Origin of the sequence: Limosilactobacillus agrestimuris, assembly GCF_943193105.1 — a bacterium.
GTDB lineage: Bacteria > Bacillota > Bacilli > Lactobacillales > Lactobacillaceae > Limosilactobacillus > Limosilactobacillus agrestimuris.
This window is the reverse complement of record NZ_CALPCW010000007.1, coordinates 1-20,768: the sequence shown is the minus strand read 5'-3', so window position 1 is coordinate 20,768 and position 20,768 is coordinate 1. Positions and strand designations below refer to the sequence as shown.

Below are 20,768 nucleotides of genomic sequence, written 5' to 3'. Positions count from 1 at the left end.
CTCCACATTAGAATTCATTGTAAATGAACGGTTCTTGACCTGCTCCATAATAACCATATAGGTAGATTAATAGGAGAATAACGATAAAGTAGAATACCGTTTTTAAGATGAACGTTAGTGCAGGATGATTCTTAATACTTTTACTAAAGATTACGAATCGCTCCTTTCGCTTATAAAAAGCAAATATAACATAGCAATTTTAGCTCGCTATGGTAGATTAGTTAATTATTAACGCAAAAATTTAAGATATTCGTAATTAAATTTTCACACCTACCTATTATAGATAATTTGCGTTAAGGTTCAAAGTAAAATAATGTAATCTTGCGAATTATTATTTGTTTGTGAGAAAATGATAATTCAATATAATATAAGAAACGAAATTTTAAATTATAAGAGGTCATGACAGTGATTAAAGGAATTGGGATCGATATTACTGAGATCGAACGGATTCAAGAGATGATTCAAAAGCACCCCCAATTTGTCCTTAAAATACTGACACCAGTGGAAAGGTCACAGTATGAAAAAATGGGTGGTCAACGAGCTGTTGAATACTTGGCCGGTCGGTGGTCGTTAAAAGAGTCTTTTTCTAAGGCGTACGGGACCGGAATTGGTAGTGCAGTCGGCTTTCAAGATATTGAAATAGTAGATAATCAGTTGGGGGCACCGATTGTTACGCACTCACCATTTAATGGTAGGGTGCATGCTTCGGTTAGTCATACTGCAGTAAATGTCATGACAGAGATTATTTTGGAGGAAAAAGATGATTAGTGGACGTTTACGTGATACAAAGTTAATCGTTGATTTAGGAGCACTTAAGCATAATATTAATGAACAGAAAAAGTTATTAGCGCCAGATAGTAGGATTTTAGCGGTTGTGAAGGCAAACGCCTATGGTAATGGCCTTGTTCCGGTAGCAAAGACAGCAATTGCCGCTGGTGCAACTGGTGCTTGTGTAGCGATCCTTGATGAAGCGCTTGAACTACGGGATAACGGGATAACGGCGATGGTTTTAGTCCTTGGGATAACGCCAGTCGAAAATGCCCACATTGCTGCGGAAGCTGGGGTATCGTTAACGGTTGGTTCTTTGGATTGGCTTGAGGCATATCACCAAATGACACAAGTTCGGCATTGGACAAAGCCACTGAAGGTTCATTTAGGAGTTGATTCTGGAATGGGTCGAATTGGCTTTACGACTATTGATGATTTTAATGAAGCAGTTGCTTTCCTTCGTAAATATCCTGAATTTGAATTTGAAGGGATGTTTACTCACTTTGCAACGGCGGATAGCGCTGATGATGGTTATTTTAATAAACAGGTTAATAAGTGGGAACAATTTGTAAATAGTTTAGATGTATTACCACCATTTGTTCACATGGCTAATTCCGCAACCGGGATGTGGCACCGCAATAAGATTACGGCAAATACCGTAAGGATGGGCATTTCTATGTACGGGCAGAATCCATCCGGTCGAGAATTAAATCCAACATTAGATTTGAAGCCGGTAGAACAATTAGTTACCAGTATTAGTTTTGTAAAAAAACTTCGTGCAGGTGAATCAGTGAGTTATGGTGCAACCTACACTGCAAAAGAAGATGAGTGGTTAGCGACCTTGCCAATTGGTTATGCTGATGGTTATCCACGGTGCATGACGGGATACAAGGTCTTAATTGATGGTGAATTTTGTGATATTGCTGGTCGGGTCTGCATGGATCAGATGATGGTTCGGCTGCCTAAGCATTATCCTGTAGGCACAAAGGTAGTTTTGCTGGGTCGTTCGGGAAATAATGAAATTACGGCCAACGATCTGGCTGACCAGGCAGGAACAATTAATTACGAAATCATGACGAACATTAGTAACCGGGTTCACCGGATTTATATTGAATAATCCCTTGACATTAATAATCCATCTGCTATAATTTCATGTAATTTATAGGTCCTTTAATGTAGCCCCGTGAGACTACGAAAGACTACCGAATAAGTAAGCAGTGATCCATAGTCGATCACGCGAATTGGCTAGCCTTGAGTTCTTTACGGGACTCAAGGCTATTTTTTATTAGGAGGAACGATTGTGGAAGATAAACAACACACGCCAATCTTAAGCATCCCGATGAAAAGTCGGCGAACAACCCGGTGGGATATGTTTGCAACCTGGGTTGGGGCAAACGCGAATAACGGAACGTGGTTTGTTGGAGGTGTCCTGGCAGCCTGTGGATTTGCCGTAGCGATGAAAGTCCTAGTTCTTTCATCAGCCTTATCGTATGTTTTCTTAAGTTTGATTGGGTACATCGGTTATAAAACCGGTGTTTCAACGATGGCAGTTAGCCGAGCATCATTCGGGGAACGTGGTAGTTACCTGCCTTCATTAGTTAACATTACCCAGTTTATCGGCTGGACGGCAGTTAATACTTTTATTGCTGCTCAATCGGTTAGCCTCCTTTTCCACCAATTACTTCATTGGCCACTTTGGGGACAGCCCGGTGGTGATAAGGGCTTGGTTGTGGGGATCTTAATTATGAGCGTTCTTCACATCCTCAGTGTTTCGAGTGGTTCCCGTTCAGTTCAATTGATTGAACGAATTGGGATTATCCTTGTCTTTATCTTTGTGATTTGGGAATCTGTTGCTGTTTTTAAGACAGTTTCAATGAGCCAAATTATTGATTGGCACGTTCCTGCTAATGCACGAATGGCTACAGGGGCAGCGATTGATTATGTTGCTGCTTTTAACTTAGCCTGGGTGACTGCTGGGGCCGACTTTACCCGGTTTACTTCAATTAAAAATAACGCAATTCATACACCATTTTGGGGAGCCTTGATTGGAGTCGTATGGTTTGCCTTCATTGGTTTGATTTCTACGATTAGTATTGCAATTTCAAGTGGCGTCTACAATGCAAATAATTCAGATCCATCAACGATTGCAAGCAAACTTGGCCTTGGTGTAGTTGCCTTTTTGGTAATTATCTTGACTTCAATGACTGCTAATGCTGTTAACCTCCTTGCAGCTGGTTCAGCTTTATCCAATATTTTTATCCGCCTTCGTTTGAAGTATTCATTGTGGATTGTGGTTCTCCTAGCAACGGTGGTAACTTTTATCCCAATGTTTGTTGGTAGTTTCTTGGATACTTTTGAATCCTTCCTTGATTACGTTGGAATGGTTCTGGGACCAACAATTGCCATCATTTGCACTGACTTCTACATTCGCGCGCACCGTCACTATGATGTTAAGCAGCTCGGGTTAATTAATGGTAAGTACTGGTACCACCACGGAATTAACTGGATTGCATATCTCGTCTTTGCCTTAGGGGTTGCGTTCTTTATTGCCGTCCACCAGATGTCAATTTTTGCGAACACAGTCGGCGCAACTTTTGTTGATATGATTTTAAGCGGATTACTTTACTACATTTTGATGGCCATTTACGACCGGAAAGGAGCACGTCATGCTAATTAAGAATGTTCATGTTGATAATGAAGAAGGGTTAAAAGATGTTCGGGTTACTGATGGTCAGTTTACTGAAATTGCAACAGAAATTAAGCCACGTGAAGGTGAACAAGTAATTAAAGGTAATGAAGCACTAATGTTGCCACCGTTTGTTGATTCCCATGTTCACCTTGACGCGACCTTGACTGCCGGTGAACCCGAATGGAACGAAACGGGGACACTATTTGATGGAATCCGTATCTGGAGTGAACGAAAGCAGGATCTCTCGATTGAAGATGTTAAAAAGCGGGCAAAGGCCACCATTAAAAACATGGTTGGTCATGGCATTCAGCACATTCGGAGCCATGTTGACGTAACTGATCCTCATTTGATTGCAGCTCAGGCATTGCTCGAACTAAGAGAAGAATTAAAGGATCAAATTGATTTGCAATTAGTTGCCTTTCCTCAAGAAGGAATTCTTAGCTTCCCTCATGGTCGTGAATTAATGGAGCAGGCAGTTAAGGAAGGACTCGACGTTGTTGGTGGGATTCCTCATTTTGAATTTACCACCGAGTATGGTTGGCAATCAGTTCACTTCCTGATGAAGTTAGCTGACCACTACGACCGCCTCGTTGATGTTCACTGTGATGAAATCGATGATCCGGCTTCACGTAACCTTGAAGTTTTGGCTACTGAAGCCTATGAACGAGGAATGAAGGATCGGGTGACTGCTAGTCATACCACCGCTATGGGTTCGTACAATGATGCTTATACTTATAAGTTATTCCGTCTGTTAAAGATGAGTGAGATTAACTTTGTGGCTAATCCATTGGTCAATATCCATTTGGGTGGTCGATTTGATACTTATCCAAAACGGCGAGGAATGACCCGGGTAAAAGAATTAACCGAAGCGGGGATGAATGTTTCCTTTGGTGAAGATGATGTTCAAGATCCATGGAACCCACTTGGTAATGGGAACATGCTCGATGCAGTAACGATGGGTGTTTATGCAGGGCATTTAATGGGTTACCACCAACTTCAAGATGCCTTTAAGTTTGTTACCTATAATGGAGCCAAAACGCTTCATATTACTGATAAATATGGAATTGAGGTTGGCAAACCAGCAAACTTTATTTTGCTAAATGCTCCTGATTTCTACAATGCCTTAAACAAGCATGTTGAAGTATTAGCTAACGTCCGTCACGGAAAAATTCTTGCTCAGACTAAACCAGCAGAGACGCGGGTAAATCTAGATTAAAAAACACGCAGGAAATTAGCCTTTTTGAAGGTTGATTTCCTGCGTATTTTTATGCTTTATGTAAATCTTCAATTTCAGTTACTTCAAAGCCCTTCTTTGTTAATCGGCGAACGATCCGTTCCATCCGGTCATGATCAACATCAGTTGGTAATGTGAAAAGGACTTGTTTCACTGACGAATGGTCAGGATCTAATGAGATGACGTTAACGATTTGACAGAACCGCGTAATTTCTTTAGCGGCATTCATTAAGGCTCCTCGTTCATCATGGGCAACAACTGTTAAAACGTAACTGCCGTTATTAACATTCCAGCCCGCGGCGAGCATCCGGAGTAAACGATTATGGGTGAGGATACCATAAAATTGGTTGTTTTCGTTTAAAACAGCGATGTACGGCAAGTCGCGAATTGCGAAGAATACGGAGAAGAAAGCAGCGTTAATTGAAACAAACTTAGTGGAATTTTTAAGGAGCGAAGTTACGGGAAGAGTCATATCACCGTTGCGTGACTTATGACGGTAAATATGCATCTTGTAGATATTACCCCGAAAAATCTTTCCTGATTTATCTAAAATAGGGACACACCGGTAACCGGTATTTTCAAGAACTGTTAATGCTTCTTGTAAGGTCGCATTTTCAGGGAGTGTTGTAAGTTCTTCTTTCTTTTTAATGAGCGAACTGAAAATCATAATGTTCTTCCTTTACTACAAACGTTTTAGTGCATAAAACATCATAACACATTATCTTTACTTATATTAGAACAAGATGAGAGAATTAAGAATAATTAATGTAATAATGCTGAGAATGGTAATCAACGTGAATCGTTTTAGTTTTAGTCATAGCTACGGTATAATAACATACAGGTAATTCTACATCATAATTAGATGAAATAAATAAGCACGGGGCTGCAAGTAAGGCGGCCTTTTTGCATTTCACTTAGAGGGGACGAATAAATAATGAAGATGATTGTTGGTTTAGGAAATATCGGAACACGCTACGATGAAACCCGTCATAATACTGGTTTTATGGTAGTTGATCAATTAGCACGAGATTATCATTTAGGGGCTTTTACTCACCTTAAACAAGAGGCAGTGGCGGTTACTGGAATGATTGATGGTGAAAAAGTAATGCTAGTTAAACCCACAACCTTTATGAATGATTCAGGAAGAGCTGTAGGTCCACTAGTTGACTACTATGATATTGATCTTGATGATTTAGTAGTGGTTAATGATGACCTTGATATGCCAGTTGGTAAGGTTCGCTTGAAAACCCATGGTGCTTCAGGTGGCCACAATGGACTAAAGAGTATCATCAACGCTTTAGGCACTAATAAGTTTAACCGGGTTAAGGTTGGAATTGATCATCCTCAACACGGAACCGTCGTCAGCCATGTTCTTGGCAAATTTACTAAAGATGAACGACCAAACTTTGACCAAGCCGTCCTCACCGCCGAACACGCCCTTGAAGACTGGGTTAAAGGCAAAGACTTTGCAAGTTTGATGAATGAATATAACTAGAGTGCGAACCCCGACGGACTAGCACGCGGTTGACTAACCTAGCCTGATGAACGATGGCTTGCATCGGAATCAGGCGTAATTAGGCTCGAGCGTGCGGTCGGGGTGAGCACGTTTCAGCCATGTTGCAGTAGAAATGGAGAAAACCGCAGCCAAGCAAGCCTATTCAGTTGATCGAACATAGTAATTGAATACAACCAAAAAAACAGAAAGGAGGAATCCAGTTGGAATTAACTGACTTTTGTACACGGACAAAGGAATTCAAACAAGTTGCTACAGCAATTGAACAACATCACCGTCAACTAATTACCGGGATTTCCGGTTCAGCACGAACTTTATTACTGGCAGGGTTAAAAAGGAAACTTGGCCAGCCACAATTAGTGATTACCGATAGTCTTTTCCATATGCAGGAATTAGCTGCTGATTTGGAAAATTTATTACCTGAAGAAGAGGTCTACCAATTTCCGGTAGAGGAAGTCCTTGCTGCCGAAGTAGCAACAAGTTCACCAAATTATCGCTTGCAGCGGGTCCAAGCACTGGACGCATTGATTAATAAAAAGCCAGCAATTATCCTTGCTTCAACTGCTGGATTGCGACGAAATATTGTCTCCCCTGAGTTATTTGACCAAGCTCGGTTAACTCTCAAAGTTGGTGGGGAGATTGATCCTGAAACAGCAGCGGAACAATTGAGTTCAATGGGGTATCAGCGACAAAAAATGGTTCTCCGGCCAGGGGACTTTGCTGTTCGGGGCTCGATTATTGATATTTATGCCTTAAACACTGATGATCCAGTGCGAGTTGACCTTTTTGATACTGAAATTGACTCTTTAAGATGTTTTGATGCCAGTACGCAACGAAGTATCAAAAACGTGAAGGAAGTCGAAATTCTTCCGGCAACTGACTTTATCCTTCCAGTTACTGAATTTTCACGGGTGGAAAAAGAATTAACCAAGCAGTATCACCAACTAAAAGAACAGGTAGATGGTGAAGATGAACAAGAGCAACTTGCAAACCGGTTTGAACCATTATTAACAGCCTTAAAGCAACACCAATTAACTAACGAATTGCTGGTCTTTACTGATCTGATTTATCCACAAAAGCATTCTTTGCTGGACTACCTTTCTGCCGATGGTGTGGTTCATTTTGATGATTGGACGCGAATTAAGCAGACTGCCAAAGAGATTAGTGAGGAGGAGTTGGGATGGCTAGAAGATAAGGCTAAACACCAACAACTTCTCCAGGCGACAAGTCTTGGTCATGATGTTAGTCAACTCATGAGCCAGGATAAACATGCTCAAGACTTCTGGGCGCTTTTCCGTAAAGGGATGGGTCAATTACGGTTTAAGGTAATGACTGACCTGGGAAGTCGGACGATGCAGCGTTTCTTCGGCCAAATGCCCCTGCTAAAAACAGAAATGCAGCGGTGGCTTGATCAAGGACAAACCGTTATTTTAATGGCAAGCAGTAAGGAGCGTCGCGACCAGATTGCACGAACAATGGATGATTTTGGCATTAAGGTCACCACAACCGAATTGAACCAACTTCAGCAAAATATTGTTCAATTGGTCCCCACTAACCTCGCAAACGGTTTTGAAATTCCTCAGATGGGATTAGTAGTGATTACTGAAGGGGAAATGTTTAAGCAGGTAAAGAAGCGACGGATCCGTCCGCAAAAGTTAGCTAATGCCGAGCGGATTAAGAACTACTTAGATCTCAAGCCAGGAGATTATGTTGTCCATGTTAATCACGGGATCGGGATCTTTAGTGGGATTCGGACTATGGAAGTCGATGGCGTGCACCAAGACTACATGGTGATTAACTACCGAAATAATGCGCAGATTTTTGTTCCGGTTACCCAATTAAATTTGGTTCAAAAGTACGTTTCGGCTGAATCAAAGACACCACATATTAACAAGCTTGGTGGTAATGAATGGGCTAAAACGAAGCGTCGGGTTGCCTCTAAGGTTGAAGATATCGCTGATGAGTTAGTTGATCTTTATGCTAAGCGGGAAACAGAAAAAGGATATGCCTTTCCTAAGGACGACTACTTGCAAAAACAGTTTGATGCTAAGTTCCCTTATTCTGAAACTCGGGATCAGCTCCGGAGTATTACTGAAATTAAGGAAGACATGGAGAAACCTAAACCAATGGATCGCCTACTAGTAGGTGATGTTGGTTACGGGAAAACAGAAGTAGCCTTGCGAGCAATCTTTAAGGCCGTTACTGGTGGTAAGCAAGTGGCCTTTCTTGTACCGACTACTGTCTTAGCTCAGCAACATTACGATACAATGAAGAAGCGTTTTGAAGGCTTTCCAATTGAAATTGCCCTGATGTCCCGGTTCAAGACGCGAAAGGAACTTAAAGAGACCGAAAAGGGATTGGCTGATGGTTCAATAGATGTTGTTGTTGGAACTCACCGGATCCTTTCAAAGGATGTTCATTTTAAGGATCTCGGCTTGTTAATTGTTGATGAGGAACAACGCTTTGGAGTTAAGCATAAGGAAAAACTGAAACAAATGAAGAATAATGTCGATGTGTTGACATTGACTGCTACACCAATTCCCCGAACGCTCCATATGTCAATGCTAGGGGTTCGGGATCTTTCTGTTCTCGAAACACCACCTGCTGGTCGTTATCCAATTCAAACCTACGTGATGGAACAAAATGCAGGAGCAATCCGTGATGGGATCCTTAGGGAAATGCAACGTGGTGGACAAGTCTACTATCTTCATAACCGGGTAATGGATATTGAAGAGACTGTTGCCCGTCTTCAACAATTGGTTCCTGAAGCACGGATAGGCTGTATAGATGGCCAAATGAGTGAAAATGAACTTGAATCGGTTCTCTACGAATTTATTCAGGGCGGCTATGATGTTTTGGTAACAACCTCAATTATTGAAACTGGGGTTGATATTCCCAACGTAAATACTTTATTTGTTGAAAATGCTGACCGGATGGGATTAGCTCAGTTGTATCAAATTCGGGGACGGATCGGCCGGAGTAACCGGGTTGCCTATGCTTACTTTATGTACCAACCCAATAAGGTCCTAACTGAACTCGGTGAAAAGCGTCTAGCAGCAATTCGTGATTTTACTGAATTGGGATCTGGTTTTAAGATTGCGATGCGTGACCTATCTATCCGGGGTGCTGGTAATCTTTTAGGAAAACAACAGCACGGCTTTATTGATTCGGTTGGTTATGACCTCTATTCTTCAATGTTGAGTGATGCAGTTGCTAAAAAACAGGGAAAGAAGCAGGTGGCTAAGTCAGATGCTGAGGTTGAACTGGGTGTCGAAGCCTACTTGCCTGATGATTACATTAATGATCAACAACAGAAGATCGAGTTATATAAGACGATTCGAACAGCAGCTAATGACGATGAACTTCTTGATATTCAGGGTGACTTGATTGATCGGTTTGGGGATTATCCGAAGGCGGTTGGGAATCTTCTCTTAATTAGTCAATTGAAGCTCCATGCTGACTTGGCAATGATTGCTAGTATTAAGCGGCAACGGGACCAAATTATGATTACCTTTACGGAAAAAGGGAGTCGGAACATTACAGCGCCGCAAATCATTAAGGAATTAGCGCAGACAAAGTTTAAGGCAACAATCGGTGAGAAAGATCATCAACTAAGTGTTCGTTTAGTGATTCAACCAAAGATGATGGTTGATGATTGGCTTCACCAGCTCCTGAAATTCATTACTGCATTAAGTGATTTAAAGCAAGAACAGAAAAAATAGAAAGAAGAGGATGGCATGCGATTAGATAAATTTCTCAAAGTATCAAGAATTATTAAGCGACGTTCGGTGGCAAAGGAGATTGCTGATCAAGGAAGAATTCTGATTAATGATCGGCCAGCTAAGTCTTCAAGCCAGGTTGTTGCAGGAGATACGTTAACGATTAAGTTTGGTAATAAAACTGAAACTGTTAAGGTTAATCAGATCGTTGAAACAACCAAGAAAAGCGAAGCAGAAAATATGTATAAAATTATTGATGAAACTTATGCAGAAAATTTTGATTAGGGTTATTAATGAATAAATATTAATAAAACATTTAATAATTTCGATTGTTTATAGACAATCCCCCTCGAAGGCTGTTATACTTAACTTGTGATAAGTCAAATTAGGGGGCAACAAAAATGAAGAGTCATTCTGACAAAGTTTCACAAATTAATACGCCTTACGCTAGACAGATGACTGTTAATCAACAGGTGGTGCGACGAACACGTATTAAGCGCTGTAAACTGATCCTACTCTTCTTTACTGTTGTCTTCTTAATTCTTGGATTACAAATTATTCAAAGTAAGCGATCTTTAGCAAAGATTAATGCCAGTATTCGTACTTCAAAGACCCAATTAGCCCGCCAAAAGGAGATTGGGAAGGACCTTAAACAAGAAAAACAGCAGCTACATAATCCCGATTATCTGCAACAAATAATTCGCTCAAAGTATAATTATACGAAGAAGGGCGAGACAGTTTATAATTTAGATAATTAGTAACGAAAAAACAGGAACAGGGTCATGGTTAACTTGTTCCTGTTTTTTTCTTACATATTAATGTTTTTATCACCTTTTCTGGTTTGAAGTATGTTATACTCAACATACATTTATCACAAATATTGTGGCTTGAGGAGGATCAATTAATTTCATGTCAGTTGAAGTTGGAGCAAAGGTTTCAGGTAAGGTTTCAGGAATTACTAATTTTGGGGCCTTTGTTGATTTGGATGATAACCAAACTGGTTTAGTACACATTAGTCAAATTTCAAATAATTATGTAAAGGACATTCATGATGTGTTGTCAGTCGGTGATACGGTAACGGTTAAGGTTACTAAGGTTGGCGATGATGGTAAGATTGCTCTTTCAATGAAAGATGCTGAAGAACATCATCATGATGAAGGACGCGGTGAACACCATCGTAACAATTTCCATCATGAACATCGTGAACGACGGAATAATAATTTTGAACGGCAAAATCAGCATGGTTACCATGGCGGATTCAACTCAGGTCATCACCAATCACGACGTCATGAGAACTTCGATGAGATGTTAGCCGGTTACTTAAAGGAAAGTGAATCACGGCTTTCAACATTGAAACGTCAGACTGATGGTAAGCGTGGCGGTCGTGGTGGTCGTCGGAGTTAAGATGAATTTAAACAATAAATTTAAGCGATACCTACAACAGGGTCGCTTTTTTGATAAGGATAAAAGAGTGGTTGTAGCTGTTTCAACAGGAGTCGACTCAATGGTATTGCTATCCCTATTGCAACGGCTTCCCGAAACGTTACGACCACAGATAATTGTCGCCCACGTAAACCACCAGCTAAGAAAGCAAAGTAAGGAAGAAGAACAGTTTATTCGTCACTATTGTAGTGAACACCATCTTCAATTGGTCGTTCACCAGTGGCCAGTGGCAGAACACCCAACAACAGGGATCGAAGAAGCAGCCCGAAAGATGCGCTACCACTTTTTTGCGCGGGTAATGGAGCAGGAACAAGCGTCAATTTTAATTACTGCCCACCATAAGAATGATTTAGCTGAAACGATGTTGATGAAGCTAACGCGGGGCGGTCAGCTGCCCCAATTGATTGGGATTGAAGAACAACGGGCTTTTGCTAACGGGAAGCTTGTCCGGCCCTTGCTTATCTTTTCCAAACAACAATTACGTGAATACGCGATTAGTAATCAGCTGAAATGGTATGAGGATGAAACTAACCAGGAACTAACGGTTAGCCGAAATCGTTTCCGCCACCGTGTCATTCCACTATTGGAAGCAGAAAACCCGAACCTTCTTGACTCATTGAGCAGTTATCACGAGCAATTAGAGTTAGCGGTTGAACTTGAAGACCAGTTTGCAAAGGAACAATTAGAAAAGATTGCAGATGAAGATGGTCACCTTAATTTAAGACAGTTATTGCAGTTCCCATTAGCAAAGGAACGGTTAATTTTGGTGAAGTGGTTAGAGTGGTCTAAGGTGACTAATTTGAAGCAGGGCTTTATTGAACAGCTGTTTGCGGATATTAATAATCGTCATTTACCTCAATTTAGTCGTCAAATTGCCCCTGATTTAGTCTTATTTAAGAACTATTCCGAACTATTTTTGAAAAATGTTAATCAATTACCACAAAAAGCTCAAACTTCCATAAATTCTGTGGTAAAATTGGGCCGTTGGTATTCAATTGGGAACGATTATCAAATTGCAGTCGCAACAACCAAGAGTTTTTTTGGTAAAACAGCTGATTACCAAGAGATGTGGTTGGCGCCTGAGCAATTGCCGTTAAGAATTCGTCGGTGGCAAGATCAAGATCGACTACCGTTAAAAAATGGTGGTCATCAAAGGGTTAGTCGTGTTCTAATTGATCAGAAAGTACCGTTATTAGAGCGTAATCAGCAGCTAGTAATTGCTGATGCTAAGAATAATATTGTGTGGGCCATTGGGCGGAAGTGGGGTTGGTTTACCCGACCTGACGATTACCTTGATCAGTGGCAACGGCTAGTTATTGGCATACGTGATTTGAAGAGGAGAAAAGAATGAATAACGATATTGAACGAGTATTGTACAGTGAAGAAGAAATTAACCGCCGGATGAATGAACTTGCAAAGCAGTTAACTGCTGAATATAAAGAACAGCGACCATTAATTATTTCTGTAATGACTGGGGCTGTTTTGTTTACTGTTGATATGATTAAGCGGATGGACATTATGGCCAAGCTTGATTTTATCGATGTTTCTAGTTACTACGGTGGGACCTCTTCAACTGGTGAGGTAAAGCTGGTTCAAGATTTGAAGTCAGATATCCGTGGACGCTCAATTCTAATTATGGAAGATATCGTTGATACTGGTCATACTTTAAAATTCTTAATTGACCTCTTAAAAGAACGTGGTGCAAAGAGTGTTAAGGTTTGTACCTTACTAGATAAGCCTGAAGGACGTCAAGTTGAAGTAAAGGCTGATTATGTCGGCTTTAACGTTCCAAACGAGTTCTTAGTTGGCTACGGTTTGGATTACAAGGGTTACTACCGGAACCTTCCTTATGTTGGGATTTTAAAGCCAGCTGTTTATGAGAAGGACTAATTAATATAGAAGCTGGAAATTAACCTCTTCAAGAGCCTGGTTGGCTAACCTAGAACGAATGATGATGGAATCATCAGAATCGTTCGTAGCCAAATAGGCTTGCTCCGCTGCGTTAGACTCTAAGGCTCTGGTTAATTTCCGCGATTAGACTCTATAGGTTCGGAGACTATTAGTAATAAGTCTCTAATTAAATAGAATAAGGACTTCAGAGTTCGGGCTTCGAGCTTTGAAGTCTTTTTGAATTATTGGTAAATCAGTGGAAAAATTAATCTAAAAAATGTAGAATTGGGCATTGTTGGGTGGTGTCTATTAGGTGTGATAATTGACTGGTCAATATTTGTCAATTATGCTATGATAGTCACTACAATTGTAACCACAATATTGTTGCTGGTAGAATAGGAGGTTGTTATGAATAACAATCGGAGAAACAATAATTTTACTCATAACGTTCTCTTCTACGCAGTGATTTTCTTATGTATTATGGGGATTGCTTACTTCTTCTTTGGTGGAAGCCAAAGTAATGGCCAAAGTAAGAACGTCTCACAAACAGAGTTTATCTCTGAATTGAAGAGTAACAAGGTTAAGAGTTTCCAACTACAGCCAAATGGTGGAGTTTATAAGATTACAGGTACCTATCGTAAACCGCAATCTGCTAATAATAATTCTGCTAATAGTTTTGGTTTTACCACGCAACGTAACAGCAAAGTCAACCACTTCCAAAGTTCTGTATTGCAAAGTGATGTAACCGTTAGTCAATTACAAAAGTATGCTGACCGGGAAAACGTTAAAATCAGTACACGAGCAGAGGAATCTAACAGTGTTTGGATGAACTTGCTGTTGACTGTCTTACCATTAATCATCATGATATTCTTCTTCTACATGATGATGGGCCAAGCTGGTCAAGGTGGCGGCGGTCGTGGAGTAATGAGTTTTGGGAAGACAAAGGCAAAGCCTGCCGATGCCAAGAAAAACAAAGTTCGTTTCTCTGACGTTGCTGGTGAAGAGGAAGAAAAACAAGAACTGGTTGAAGTTGTTGAATTCTTGAAGAATCCAAAGAAGTTCACCCGTCTTGGTGCAAAGATCCCATCTGGTGTTCTTTTGGAGGGGCCTCCAGGTACTGGTAAGACCTTACTTGCTAAGGCCGTTGCTGGTGAATCTGGAGTACCATTCTTCTCAATTTCAGGTTCTGACTTCGTTGAAATGTTTGTCGGTGTTGGTGCTAGTCGTGTTCGTGACTTATTCGAACAAGCTAAGAAGGCCGCTCCAGCAATCATCTTCATCGATGAAATTGATGCTGTTGGTCGTCGGCGTGGTGCCGGAATGGGTGGTGGCCACGATGAACGTGAACAGACATTGAACCAATTACTGGTTGAAATGGACGGGTTCCAAGGTGATGAAGGGGTCATTGTTATGGCCGCTACTAACCGTTCTGATGTTCTGGATCCGGCCTTGCTTCGTCCAGGTCGTTTTGACCGGAAGATCTTAGTTGGTCGTCCAGATGTTAAGGGACGTGAAGCCATCCTTCGTGTTCACGCTAAGAACAAGCCATTGGCAGATAATGTTGATTTAAAGGAAATTGCTAAGCAAACCCCAGGATTTGTTGGGGCAGACTTGGCAAACTTATTGAATGAAGCTGCCTTATTAGCAGCGCGGCGAAACAAGACACAAATTGACGAAGCCGATCTTGATGAAGCTGAAGACCGGGTAATCGCTGGTCCAGCTAAGCACGATCGAGTTGAATCAAAGCAAGAACGACGAACAGTTGCATATCACGAAGCTGGACATACAATTGTTGGTCTTGTCTTGAATGATGCGCGTGTCGTTCATAAGGTTACGATTGTCCCTCGTGGTCGTGCCGGTGGTTATGCAATTATGCTGCCACGGGAAGATCAAATGTTGATGTCCAAGAAGAATGCTGAGGAGCAGATCGCCGGATTAATGGGTGGTCGTGCGGCTGAAGAGTTAATCTTTAAGTCTCAATCTTCAGGTGCTTCGAATGACTTCGAACAGGCAACCCAAATTGCTCGGGCAATGGTTACCCAGTACGGGATGAGTGACAAGATTGGTCCTGTTGAACTGCAAAGTTCAGGTCAAGTATTTACTGGTCAAGGTTATGACCAATCACCTTACTCTGAAAAGACTGCAGCCTTGGTTGATGAAGAAGTACGGCGGATCCTTCGTGAAGGTCATGAACGGGCCCTCCACATTATTGAGACTCACCGTGAACAACATAAGATCATTGCTGAAGCCTTACTGAAGTACGAAACGCTTGATGAGAAGCAAATTCTTAGTCTTTACAAGACTGGGAAGTTGCCTGATAAGGATATCGCTGCTGCTGATGAAGAAGCTCGTGCACAAACCTTTGAAGAATCCAAGCGTGCTTTGGAACGGTTAGAAGACGAAAAGCATGAACAACTTAAGGCAAGTAGTTCTGCTAGTGATGAAAATGAAGAATCAGCTGCTGATACTCCAGCTAGTGACGCTACTGATGCTCCAACTTCTGCTAGCGATGCCAGTCATGATCATTCCGATGATTCAGACGAACAGGATAAATAATTAGATTGAAAAACAGGGGGAATAAGCCAAAGGTTGGTCATATTCCACCTGTTTTTTGTATCATATAAGTATGAAAGGATGACAAAAATGAAATCAACAGATTACCTTGTAAAGAGTATGAGTAAAGACGGTAAGTTTCGGGCATATGCTGTTAATGCAACCCAATTAGTAGAAAAGGCTCACGAAATTCATGATACTTGGAGTGCTTCTTCTGCGGCTCTTGGGCGGACATTGATTGGAACCCTCTTGTTAGCCACGGCGAGCCTTCAAGGTGAGGCGGGGATGACCGTAAAAATTCAAGGTGACGGTCCGGTTGGCTTTATTGTTGCGGATGGAACAGCTCAAGGAACGGTTAAGGGATACATGGGGAACAACCATGTTAGTCTACCCGCAAATGATAAGGGAAAGATTGATGTTTCTGGGGCCGTTGGGAAGCACGGAACTCTTTCTGTTACCAAGATGGCACCAGGTGATAAGACCCCATACACTGGTCAGGTTAACCTGGTTTCTGGTGAATTAGGTGATGACTTTACTTACTACCTTGCCCAATCTGAACAAATTCCATCAGCAGTAGGGCTTTCTGTATTCGTAAATCCTGATGAATCAATTGAGGTTGCCGGTGGCTTTATGATTCAGGTCCTTCCTGGTGCCAGTGATGAAGAAATCAGTAAACTAGAAAAGACGCTAAAGAATTTACCACTAGTTTCAGAAATGCTTCGTGATGGTGATACACCAGAAGATATTTTGAAACGAATCTTTGGTGATCAATTAAAGATCCTTGACCGGATGCCAGTCGCATACCGTTGTGATTGTAGTAAGGAACGTTTTGCCAACGCTTTGGCAAGTATTGCTAAAAAGGATCTTGAAAAGATGATTAATGAAGATCACCACGCTGAAGCAGTTTGCCAATTCTGTGGTAAGAAATATGAATTCAATGAACAAGAGTTGAAAGATATTTATGCCAAGATGGACTCAAAAAATACCAAAGAAGACAATTAATTTGGTTAAAGATTAATGATGTGCTATCATGATTTGGTTATTGAACGAAGAATTTAGCCAGTGCAGTTCACATTAATTTTAATAATGAGGTGAAAAAATGAAGTGGCATATTGGAGATGTTGAAATTGCCAACCAAGTAGTTGTTGCGCCAATGGCCGGAGTTACTAACTCTGCTTTCCGGGTGATTAGTAAGGAATTTGGTGCAGGGTACGTTGTCTGTGAAATGATCTCTGATCGAGGAATTATGTACCGCAACAAGAAGACATTAAACATGATGGATGTTGACCCAAGTGAACACCCAATGGGAATCCAAATTTTTGGTGGAACTAAGGAAACGTTAGTTCAAGCTGCAAAGTACGTTGATGAGCATACTGCAGCTGATGTGATTGATATTAATATGGGATGCCCGGTAAATAAGGTTGTTAAGACGGATGCCGGTGCCCGGTGGCTCCTTGATCCGAACAAGGTTTACGAAATGGTTTCCTATGTTACCGATGCTGTGAAAAAACCAGTAACGGTAAAAATGCGGACTGGTTGGGACGACAAGCATATTTATGCCGTAGAAAATGCCATGGCTGCTGAACGAGCTGGGGCAGCTGCGATTGCAATGCACGGCCGAACCCGAAAACAGATGTATACGGGACACGCTGATTGGAATATACTAAAAGAAGTGGCAGATCATCTATCAATTCCATTTATGGCCAATGGTGATGTGCGGACTCCAGAAGATGCTAAACGGATCCTGGAGGAAACTGGAGCAACTGCTGCGATGATTGGTCGTGCAGCTCTTGGAAACCCGTGGATGCTCAAGCGGACCGAACACTACCTTGCAACTGGAGAACTACTTCCAGAAGCGACCCCCGAACAAAAGATTAAGATGGCTAAAGAACACCTTAACCGGTTGATTGATTTGAAGGGTGAATATGTCGGTGTTCGCGAATTCCGTGGTCTTTCTACATACTACTTGAAGGGGATTCCGCGTTCCGCACGGACTAAGGCTGCCTTGGTAGAGGCAGAAACTCGCCAAGAAATGAATGATATTTTTGATCGGTTTGCTGAACAAACAACTGAGCGTGAATTAAAAAAGGGCGCAAAGACAGCACGCTTAATATGAGGAGGAGAAAGTAAGTGTCACAAGAATTAGATCAAATGCGCGTTCGTCGCGAAAAGATGAATGAACTTAAAGAAGCAGGAATTGAACCGTTTGGTCGCCGCTTCAAACGTGATCACCTTGCACAAGATCTACATGATAAGTATGACCAATACAGCAAGGAAGAATTAAACGAAAAGGGCGAAAAGGTTATTATCGCTGGTCGGATGACTCGTAAGCGGAGTAGTGGTAAAGCCGGCTTTGCAGATTTTGTTGACCGTACCGGTAAGATCCAAGTATATGCTCGAAAAGACATGGTAGGGGATGAACCATACCACATCTTTAAGCGCGCTGATATTGGTGACTTCCTTGGAATTGAAGGGGATGTGATCAAGACTGATACCGGTGAATTGACCGTTCGTGCGCACAAGATCACCTTCTTATCCAAGGCTCTTCGTCCATTGCCAAACAAATGGGAAGGGGTTACTGATCCAGAGACGATCTATCGTCAACGTTACCTTGACCTGATTTCCAATCCAGAAAGCTTCAAGCGTTTCCACCAACGGACAGCGATCATCAAGGCTGTTCGTCGTTACATGGATGAACACGGCTTTACTGAAGTTGAAACACCAATCTTGAATACCCAAGCTGGTGGTGCCAATGCACGACCATTCATCACCCACCACAATGCCTTGGACATTGACATGTACTTGCGGATCGCTACCGAATTGTACCTCAAACGGTTAATTGTCGGTGGCTTTGAACGGGTATATGAACTTGGCCGGATCTTCCGGAACGAGGGGATGGATCCACACCATAACCCCGAATTTACGACAATGGAAACTTATGCTGCTTACTTTGACTTTCGTGACGTTATGGATGAAACTGAAGGGATCGTTAAGGCAGCTGCGAAGGTTGTTTCTGATGATGGTAAGGTTAACTACCAAGGACACGAGATTGACCTTGGTGGAGATTTTAAGCGGATCACAATGGTAGATGCCGTTAAGGAAAAGACTGGCATTGACTTCAGCGATCAATCAATGACTGATGATGATGCAAAGAAGTTGGCTGATGAACACAAGGTTGAATACAAGCCTTACTGGACAAAGGGTCATATTTTAAACGCCTTCTTTGAAGAGTTCGTTGAAGATACCTTGATCCAACCGACATTCGTTTACGAATACCCTGTTGAAGTTTCTCCACTAGCAAAGCGGAACAAGGAAAACCCAGAGATGACCGACCGGTTCGAATTGTACGTTGATGGTAGCGAATTAGCGAATGCCTTTAGTGAATTGAATGACCCAATTGACCAAAAGAAACGTTTCGAGATGCAAGCTAAGGAAAAGGCTAATGGTAACGACGAAGCGGAACCAGTAGACTTAGACTATGTTGAAGCTCTTGAATACGGGATGCCTCCTACAGGTGGTCTTGGAATCGGAATTGACCGTTTAGTAATGCTCTTGACCGATGCTAAGTCTATTCGTGACGTCATCCTCTTCCCAACAATGCGTCCGGAAAAGGAAAAGCAAGACGGTTCAAAGAAAAAGAATAAGAAGAAGTAAACTAATCTGAAATTAGGTAAGCTACATCTCTCGGTAAGAGGAATGTGGCTTTTTTAACAGCAAAATATCCATATTAATGCTTAGACAATAATATGGATATAGTGTGTTATCCGATCACAATGAAGGTACTAATCAGGTTTATGAACATACCACAAAATCAGTCACTGACATCCAGACGGTTACCCGTATAGTATGGGTGCGGTCAAATCAGGCGCTGTTCAAACCACTACTTTTACCTTGAGCGAAACAAAGGATAAAATAACGGAACAAACCAGTTGGAGCCCAGGGATAATAACTAACCAGTCAGCGGATTCAGTTGTTTCTAACTATTAGCCTAATACTGAATTGGTATCACTAGTTGAAATTGCTAGTGAGACGCCTGATATTGTTGTTATTGTAATGTGCACGAAGGTCATTACTTCATCTTCTGATCAGTAAGGACGATCAAATTAGCCTAATCAAAACGGGACAACCATTAAGCAGTGAACCGAATGTTATTAGTAAAACCGTTGGGGATGACAACTTAGTCAAGGCTGATGAAAATAATATTCCGGGTCAAACTACTACAAAGAATAAATCAGATCGAGTAGTTAGTAACAAGTGAGAAAAAAACTGGTGATTAAGCTTCTAATACCAGTGTAATTGGTTTATTGTTAGCATCAATTGCTGGTTTGCCCTAGGAGGTAAGCATGGCTAAGAGAATTTGACAAAACTTGATTCTGGAGAGAAATCATATTAACTATAATTACAATATGATTTAACATCCGAAACGATTCAAGTGTTAGGGCTTCTTGTGTTGTTTATAAAGTACAATTTAATTTAGAGGAAGGGTTTTACAGTATTTAGATGATTCAATGAGTTGAATATGGATTCGGAGGGGGAAAATAAGTTTAATTTAAATTAATATAGAAAAAAGTAAAAAAGATGTTGACTTATTGGTGAAGAGCCTGTATAGTAATTAGCGTTGTCACAAAATGAATAGCTAAGTTAATTTTATTTTCAACTTTTTTAGAATTAAATATTGACACACTATTCAATATGTGATAACTTATAAAAGTTGCTTGTTAGAACAGTCGAATAAATTAATTTGAAAAATATTCAAATTAATTGTTGACATCAAAATTAGCATGTGATATAATAACAAGTGCTGTTTGACTAATTGGTTAAACAAGGTAGACCTTTGAAAACTGAACAAAGTTTCGACGAATCAAATGTGTAGGGTCTTCAGTCATTACGATTTGAAGCAAAAACATTTGCGAAGTCAATTCGCTTAATTAATTTGAATTAGAGCTATTCAAGTTCTTA

General features: G+C 41.2%; 17 protein-coding genes. 15 read left to right on the top strand and 2 right to left on the bottom strand.

Going from position 1 to position 20,768, the window contains the following annotated elements:
* Nucleotides 1-7: 7 nt before the first annotated feature.
* On the bottom strand, nucleotides 8-151 hold the full coding sequence (locus NFR46_RS05670; protein ID WP_081446198.1) for a teichoic acid D-Ala incorporation-associated protein DltX: 144 nt from the start codon (nucleotides 149-151) through the stop codon (nucleotides 8-10).
* Between the two features lie 254 nt (nucleotides 152-405).
* Between NFR46_RS05670 and acpS the strand changes: the two genes are divergently transcribed.
* The 4 genes from acpS to codA all read left to right on the top strand — a co-directional run bounded on the left by acpS (nucleotide 406) and on the right by codA (nucleotide 4,673).
* Nucleotides 406-768 (top strand): holo-ACP synthase, encoded by a 363-nt coding sequence (gene acpS, locus NFR46_RS05665; protein ID WP_251575566.1) that lies wholly within the window; start codon nucleotides 406-408, stop codon nucleotides 766-768.
* Nucleotides 761-1,885, top strand: a complete 1,125-nt coding sequence (gene alr, locus NFR46_RS05660; protein ID WP_251575481.1) for an alanine racemase — start codon at nucleotides 761-763, stop codon at nucleotides 1,883-1,885. Before acpS ends, alr begins: the two co-directional genes overlap by 8 nt.
* A 183-nt stretch (nucleotides 1,886-2,068) precedes the next feature.
* Complete coding sequence (locus NFR46_RS05655) at nucleotides 2,069-3,445, top strand: cytosine permease (protein WP_251575479.1); 1,377 nt, start codon at nucleotides 2,069-2,071, stop codon at nucleotides 3,443-3,445.
* Entirely contained in the window at nucleotides 3,435-4,673 is a 1,239-nt protein-coding gene (codA, locus tag NFR46_RS05650) for a cytosine deaminase (RefSeq protein WP_251575478.1), read from the top strand. The genes NFR46_RS05655 and codA overlap by 11 nt, the downstream gene beginning before the upstream one ends.
* A 49-nt stretch (nucleotides 4,674-4,722) precedes the next feature.
* Here codA and cbpA read toward each other — a convergent pair whose 3' ends face one another.
* On the bottom strand, nucleotides 4,723-5,358 hold the full coding sequence (gene cbpA, locus NFR46_RS05645) for a cyclic di-AMP binding protein CbpA (RefSeq protein WP_251575477.1): 636 nt from the start codon (nucleotides 5,356-5,358) through the stop codon (nucleotides 4,723-4,725).
* A gap of 267 nt (nucleotides 5,359-5,625) precedes the next feature.
* Between cbpA and pth the strand changes: the two genes are divergently transcribed.
* From pth to lysS, 11 genes are all read left to right on the top strand, one after another.
* Complete coding sequence (gene pth / locus NFR46_RS05640; RefSeq protein WP_182581442.1) at nucleotides 5,626-6,186, top strand: aminoacyl-tRNA hydrolase; 561 nt, start codon at nucleotides 5,626-5,628, stop codon at nucleotides 6,184-6,186.
* Between the two features lie 221 nt (nucleotides 6,187-6,407).
* A complete protein-coding gene (mfd, locus tag NFR46_RS05635; RefSeq protein ID WP_251575476.1) occupies nucleotides 6,408-9,926 on the top strand; it encodes a transcription-repair coupling factor in 3,519 nt (1,172 codons plus the stop codon).
* 15 nt (nucleotides 9,927-9,941) lie between these two features.
* Nucleotides 9,942-10,208, top strand: a complete 267-nt coding sequence (locus NFR46_RS05630; protein WP_191684862.1) for an RNA-binding S4 domain-containing protein — start codon at nucleotides 9,942-9,944, stop codon at nucleotides 10,206-10,208.
* Nucleotides 10,209-10,324: 116 nt separating this feature from the next.
* The gene (locus NFR46_RS05625) at nucleotides 10,325-10,681 is read left to right on the top strand and encodes an FtsB family cell division protein (RefSeq protein ID WP_251575475.1); all 357 of its coding nucleotides are present in this window, start codon (nucleotides 10,325-10,327) and stop codon (nucleotides 10,679-10,681) included.
* Nucleotides 10,682-10,832: 151 nt separating this feature from the next.
* Nucleotides 10,833-11,327 (top strand): S1 domain-containing RNA-binding protein, encoded by a 495-nt coding sequence (locus NFR46_RS05620; RefSeq protein WP_251575474.1) that lies wholly within the window; start codon nucleotides 10,833-10,835, stop codon nucleotides 11,325-11,327.
* Nucleotide 11,328: 1 nt separating this feature from the next.
* The gene (tilS, locus tag NFR46_RS05615) at nucleotides 11,329-12,717 is read left to right on the top strand and encodes a tRNA lysidine(34) synthetase TilS (RefSeq protein WP_251575473.1); all 1,389 of its coding nucleotides are present in this window, start codon (nucleotides 11,329-11,331) and stop codon (nucleotides 12,715-12,717) included.
* Nucleotides 12,714-13,256, top strand: a complete 543-nt coding sequence (gene hpt / locus NFR46_RS05610; protein ID WP_251575472.1) for a hypoxanthine phosphoribosyltransferase — start codon at nucleotides 12,714-12,716, stop codon at nucleotides 13,254-13,256. Before tilS ends, hpt begins: the two co-directional genes overlap by 4 nt.
* 408 nt (nucleotides 13,257-13,664) lie before the next feature.
* Complete coding sequence (ftsH, locus tag NFR46_RS05605; protein WP_251575471.1) at nucleotides 13,665-15,812, top strand: ATP-dependent zinc metalloprotease FtsH; 2,148 nt, start codon at nucleotides 13,665-13,667, stop codon at nucleotides 15,810-15,812.
* Nucleotides 15,813-15,899: 87 nt separating this feature from the next.
* Nucleotides 15,900-16,811, top strand: coding sequence for an Hsp33 family molecular chaperone HslO (gene hslO / locus NFR46_RS05600; protein WP_251575470.1), 912 nt, complete (start codon nucleotides 15,900-15,902; stop codon nucleotides 16,809-16,811).
* A 97-nt stretch (nucleotides 16,812-16,908) separates the two neighbouring features.
* The gene (dusB, locus tag NFR46_RS05595) at nucleotides 16,909-17,925 is read left to right on the top strand and encodes a tRNA dihydrouridine synthase DusB (RefSeq protein ID WP_251575469.1); all 1,017 of its coding nucleotides are present in this window, start codon (nucleotides 16,909-16,911) and stop codon (nucleotides 17,923-17,925) included.
* Nucleotides 17,926-17,939: 14 nt separating this feature from the next.
* Nucleotides 17,940-19,463: a lysine--tRNA ligase gene (gene lysS, locus NFR46_RS05590; protein ID WP_251575468.1), complete on the top strand. Its 1,524-nt coding sequence runs from the start codon at nucleotides 17,940-17,942 to the stop codon at nucleotides 19,461-19,463.
* Nucleotides 19,464-20,768 lie beyond the last annotated feature (1,305 nt).

Bases quoted from the DNA above. Each gene is read 5' to 3' on its own strand.
- alr (WP_251575481.1), top strand. From the start codon at position 761: ATGATTAGTGGACGTTTACGTGATACAAAGTTAATCGTTGATTTAGGA.
- codA (WP_251575478.1), top strand. From the start codon at position 3,435: ATGCTAATTAAGAATGTTCATGTTGATAATGAAGAAGGGTTAAAAGAT.
- cbpA (WP_251575477.1), bottom strand. From the start codon at position 5,358: ATGATTTTCAGTTCGCTCATTAAAAAGAAAGAAGAACTTACAACACTC.
- pth (WP_182581442.1), top strand. From the start codon at position 5,626: ATGAAGATGATTGTTGGTTTAGGAAATATCGGAACACGCTACGATGAA.
- NFR46_RS05630 (WP_191684862.1), top strand. From the start codon at position 9,942: ATGCGATTAGATAAATTTCTCAAAGTATCAAGAATTATTAAGCGACGT.
- NFR46_RS05625 (WP_251575475.1), top strand. From the start codon at position 10,325: ATGAAGAGTCATTCTGACAAAGTTTCACAAATTAATACGCCTTACGCT.
- NFR46_RS05620 (WP_251575474.1), top strand. From the start codon at position 10,833: ATGTCAGTTGAAGTTGGAGCAAAGGTTTCAGGTAAGGTTTCAGGAATT.
- tilS (WP_251575473.1), top strand. From the start codon at position 11,329: ATGAATTTAAACAATAAATTTAAGCGATACCTACAACAGGGTCGCTTT.
- hpt (WP_251575472.1), top strand. From the start codon at position 12,714: ATGAATAACGATATTGAACGAGTATTGTACAGTGAAGAAGAAATTAAC.
- ftsH (WP_251575471.1), top strand. From the start codon at position 13,665: ATGAATAACAATCGGAGAAACAATAATTTTACTCATAACGTTCTCTTC.
- hslO (WP_251575470.1), top strand. From the start codon at position 15,900: ATGAAATCAACAGATTACCTTGTAAAGAGTATGAGTAAAGACGGTAAG.
- dusB (WP_251575469.1), top strand. From the start codon at position 16,909: ATGAAGTGGCATATTGGAGATGTTGAAATTGCCAACCAAGTAGTTGTT.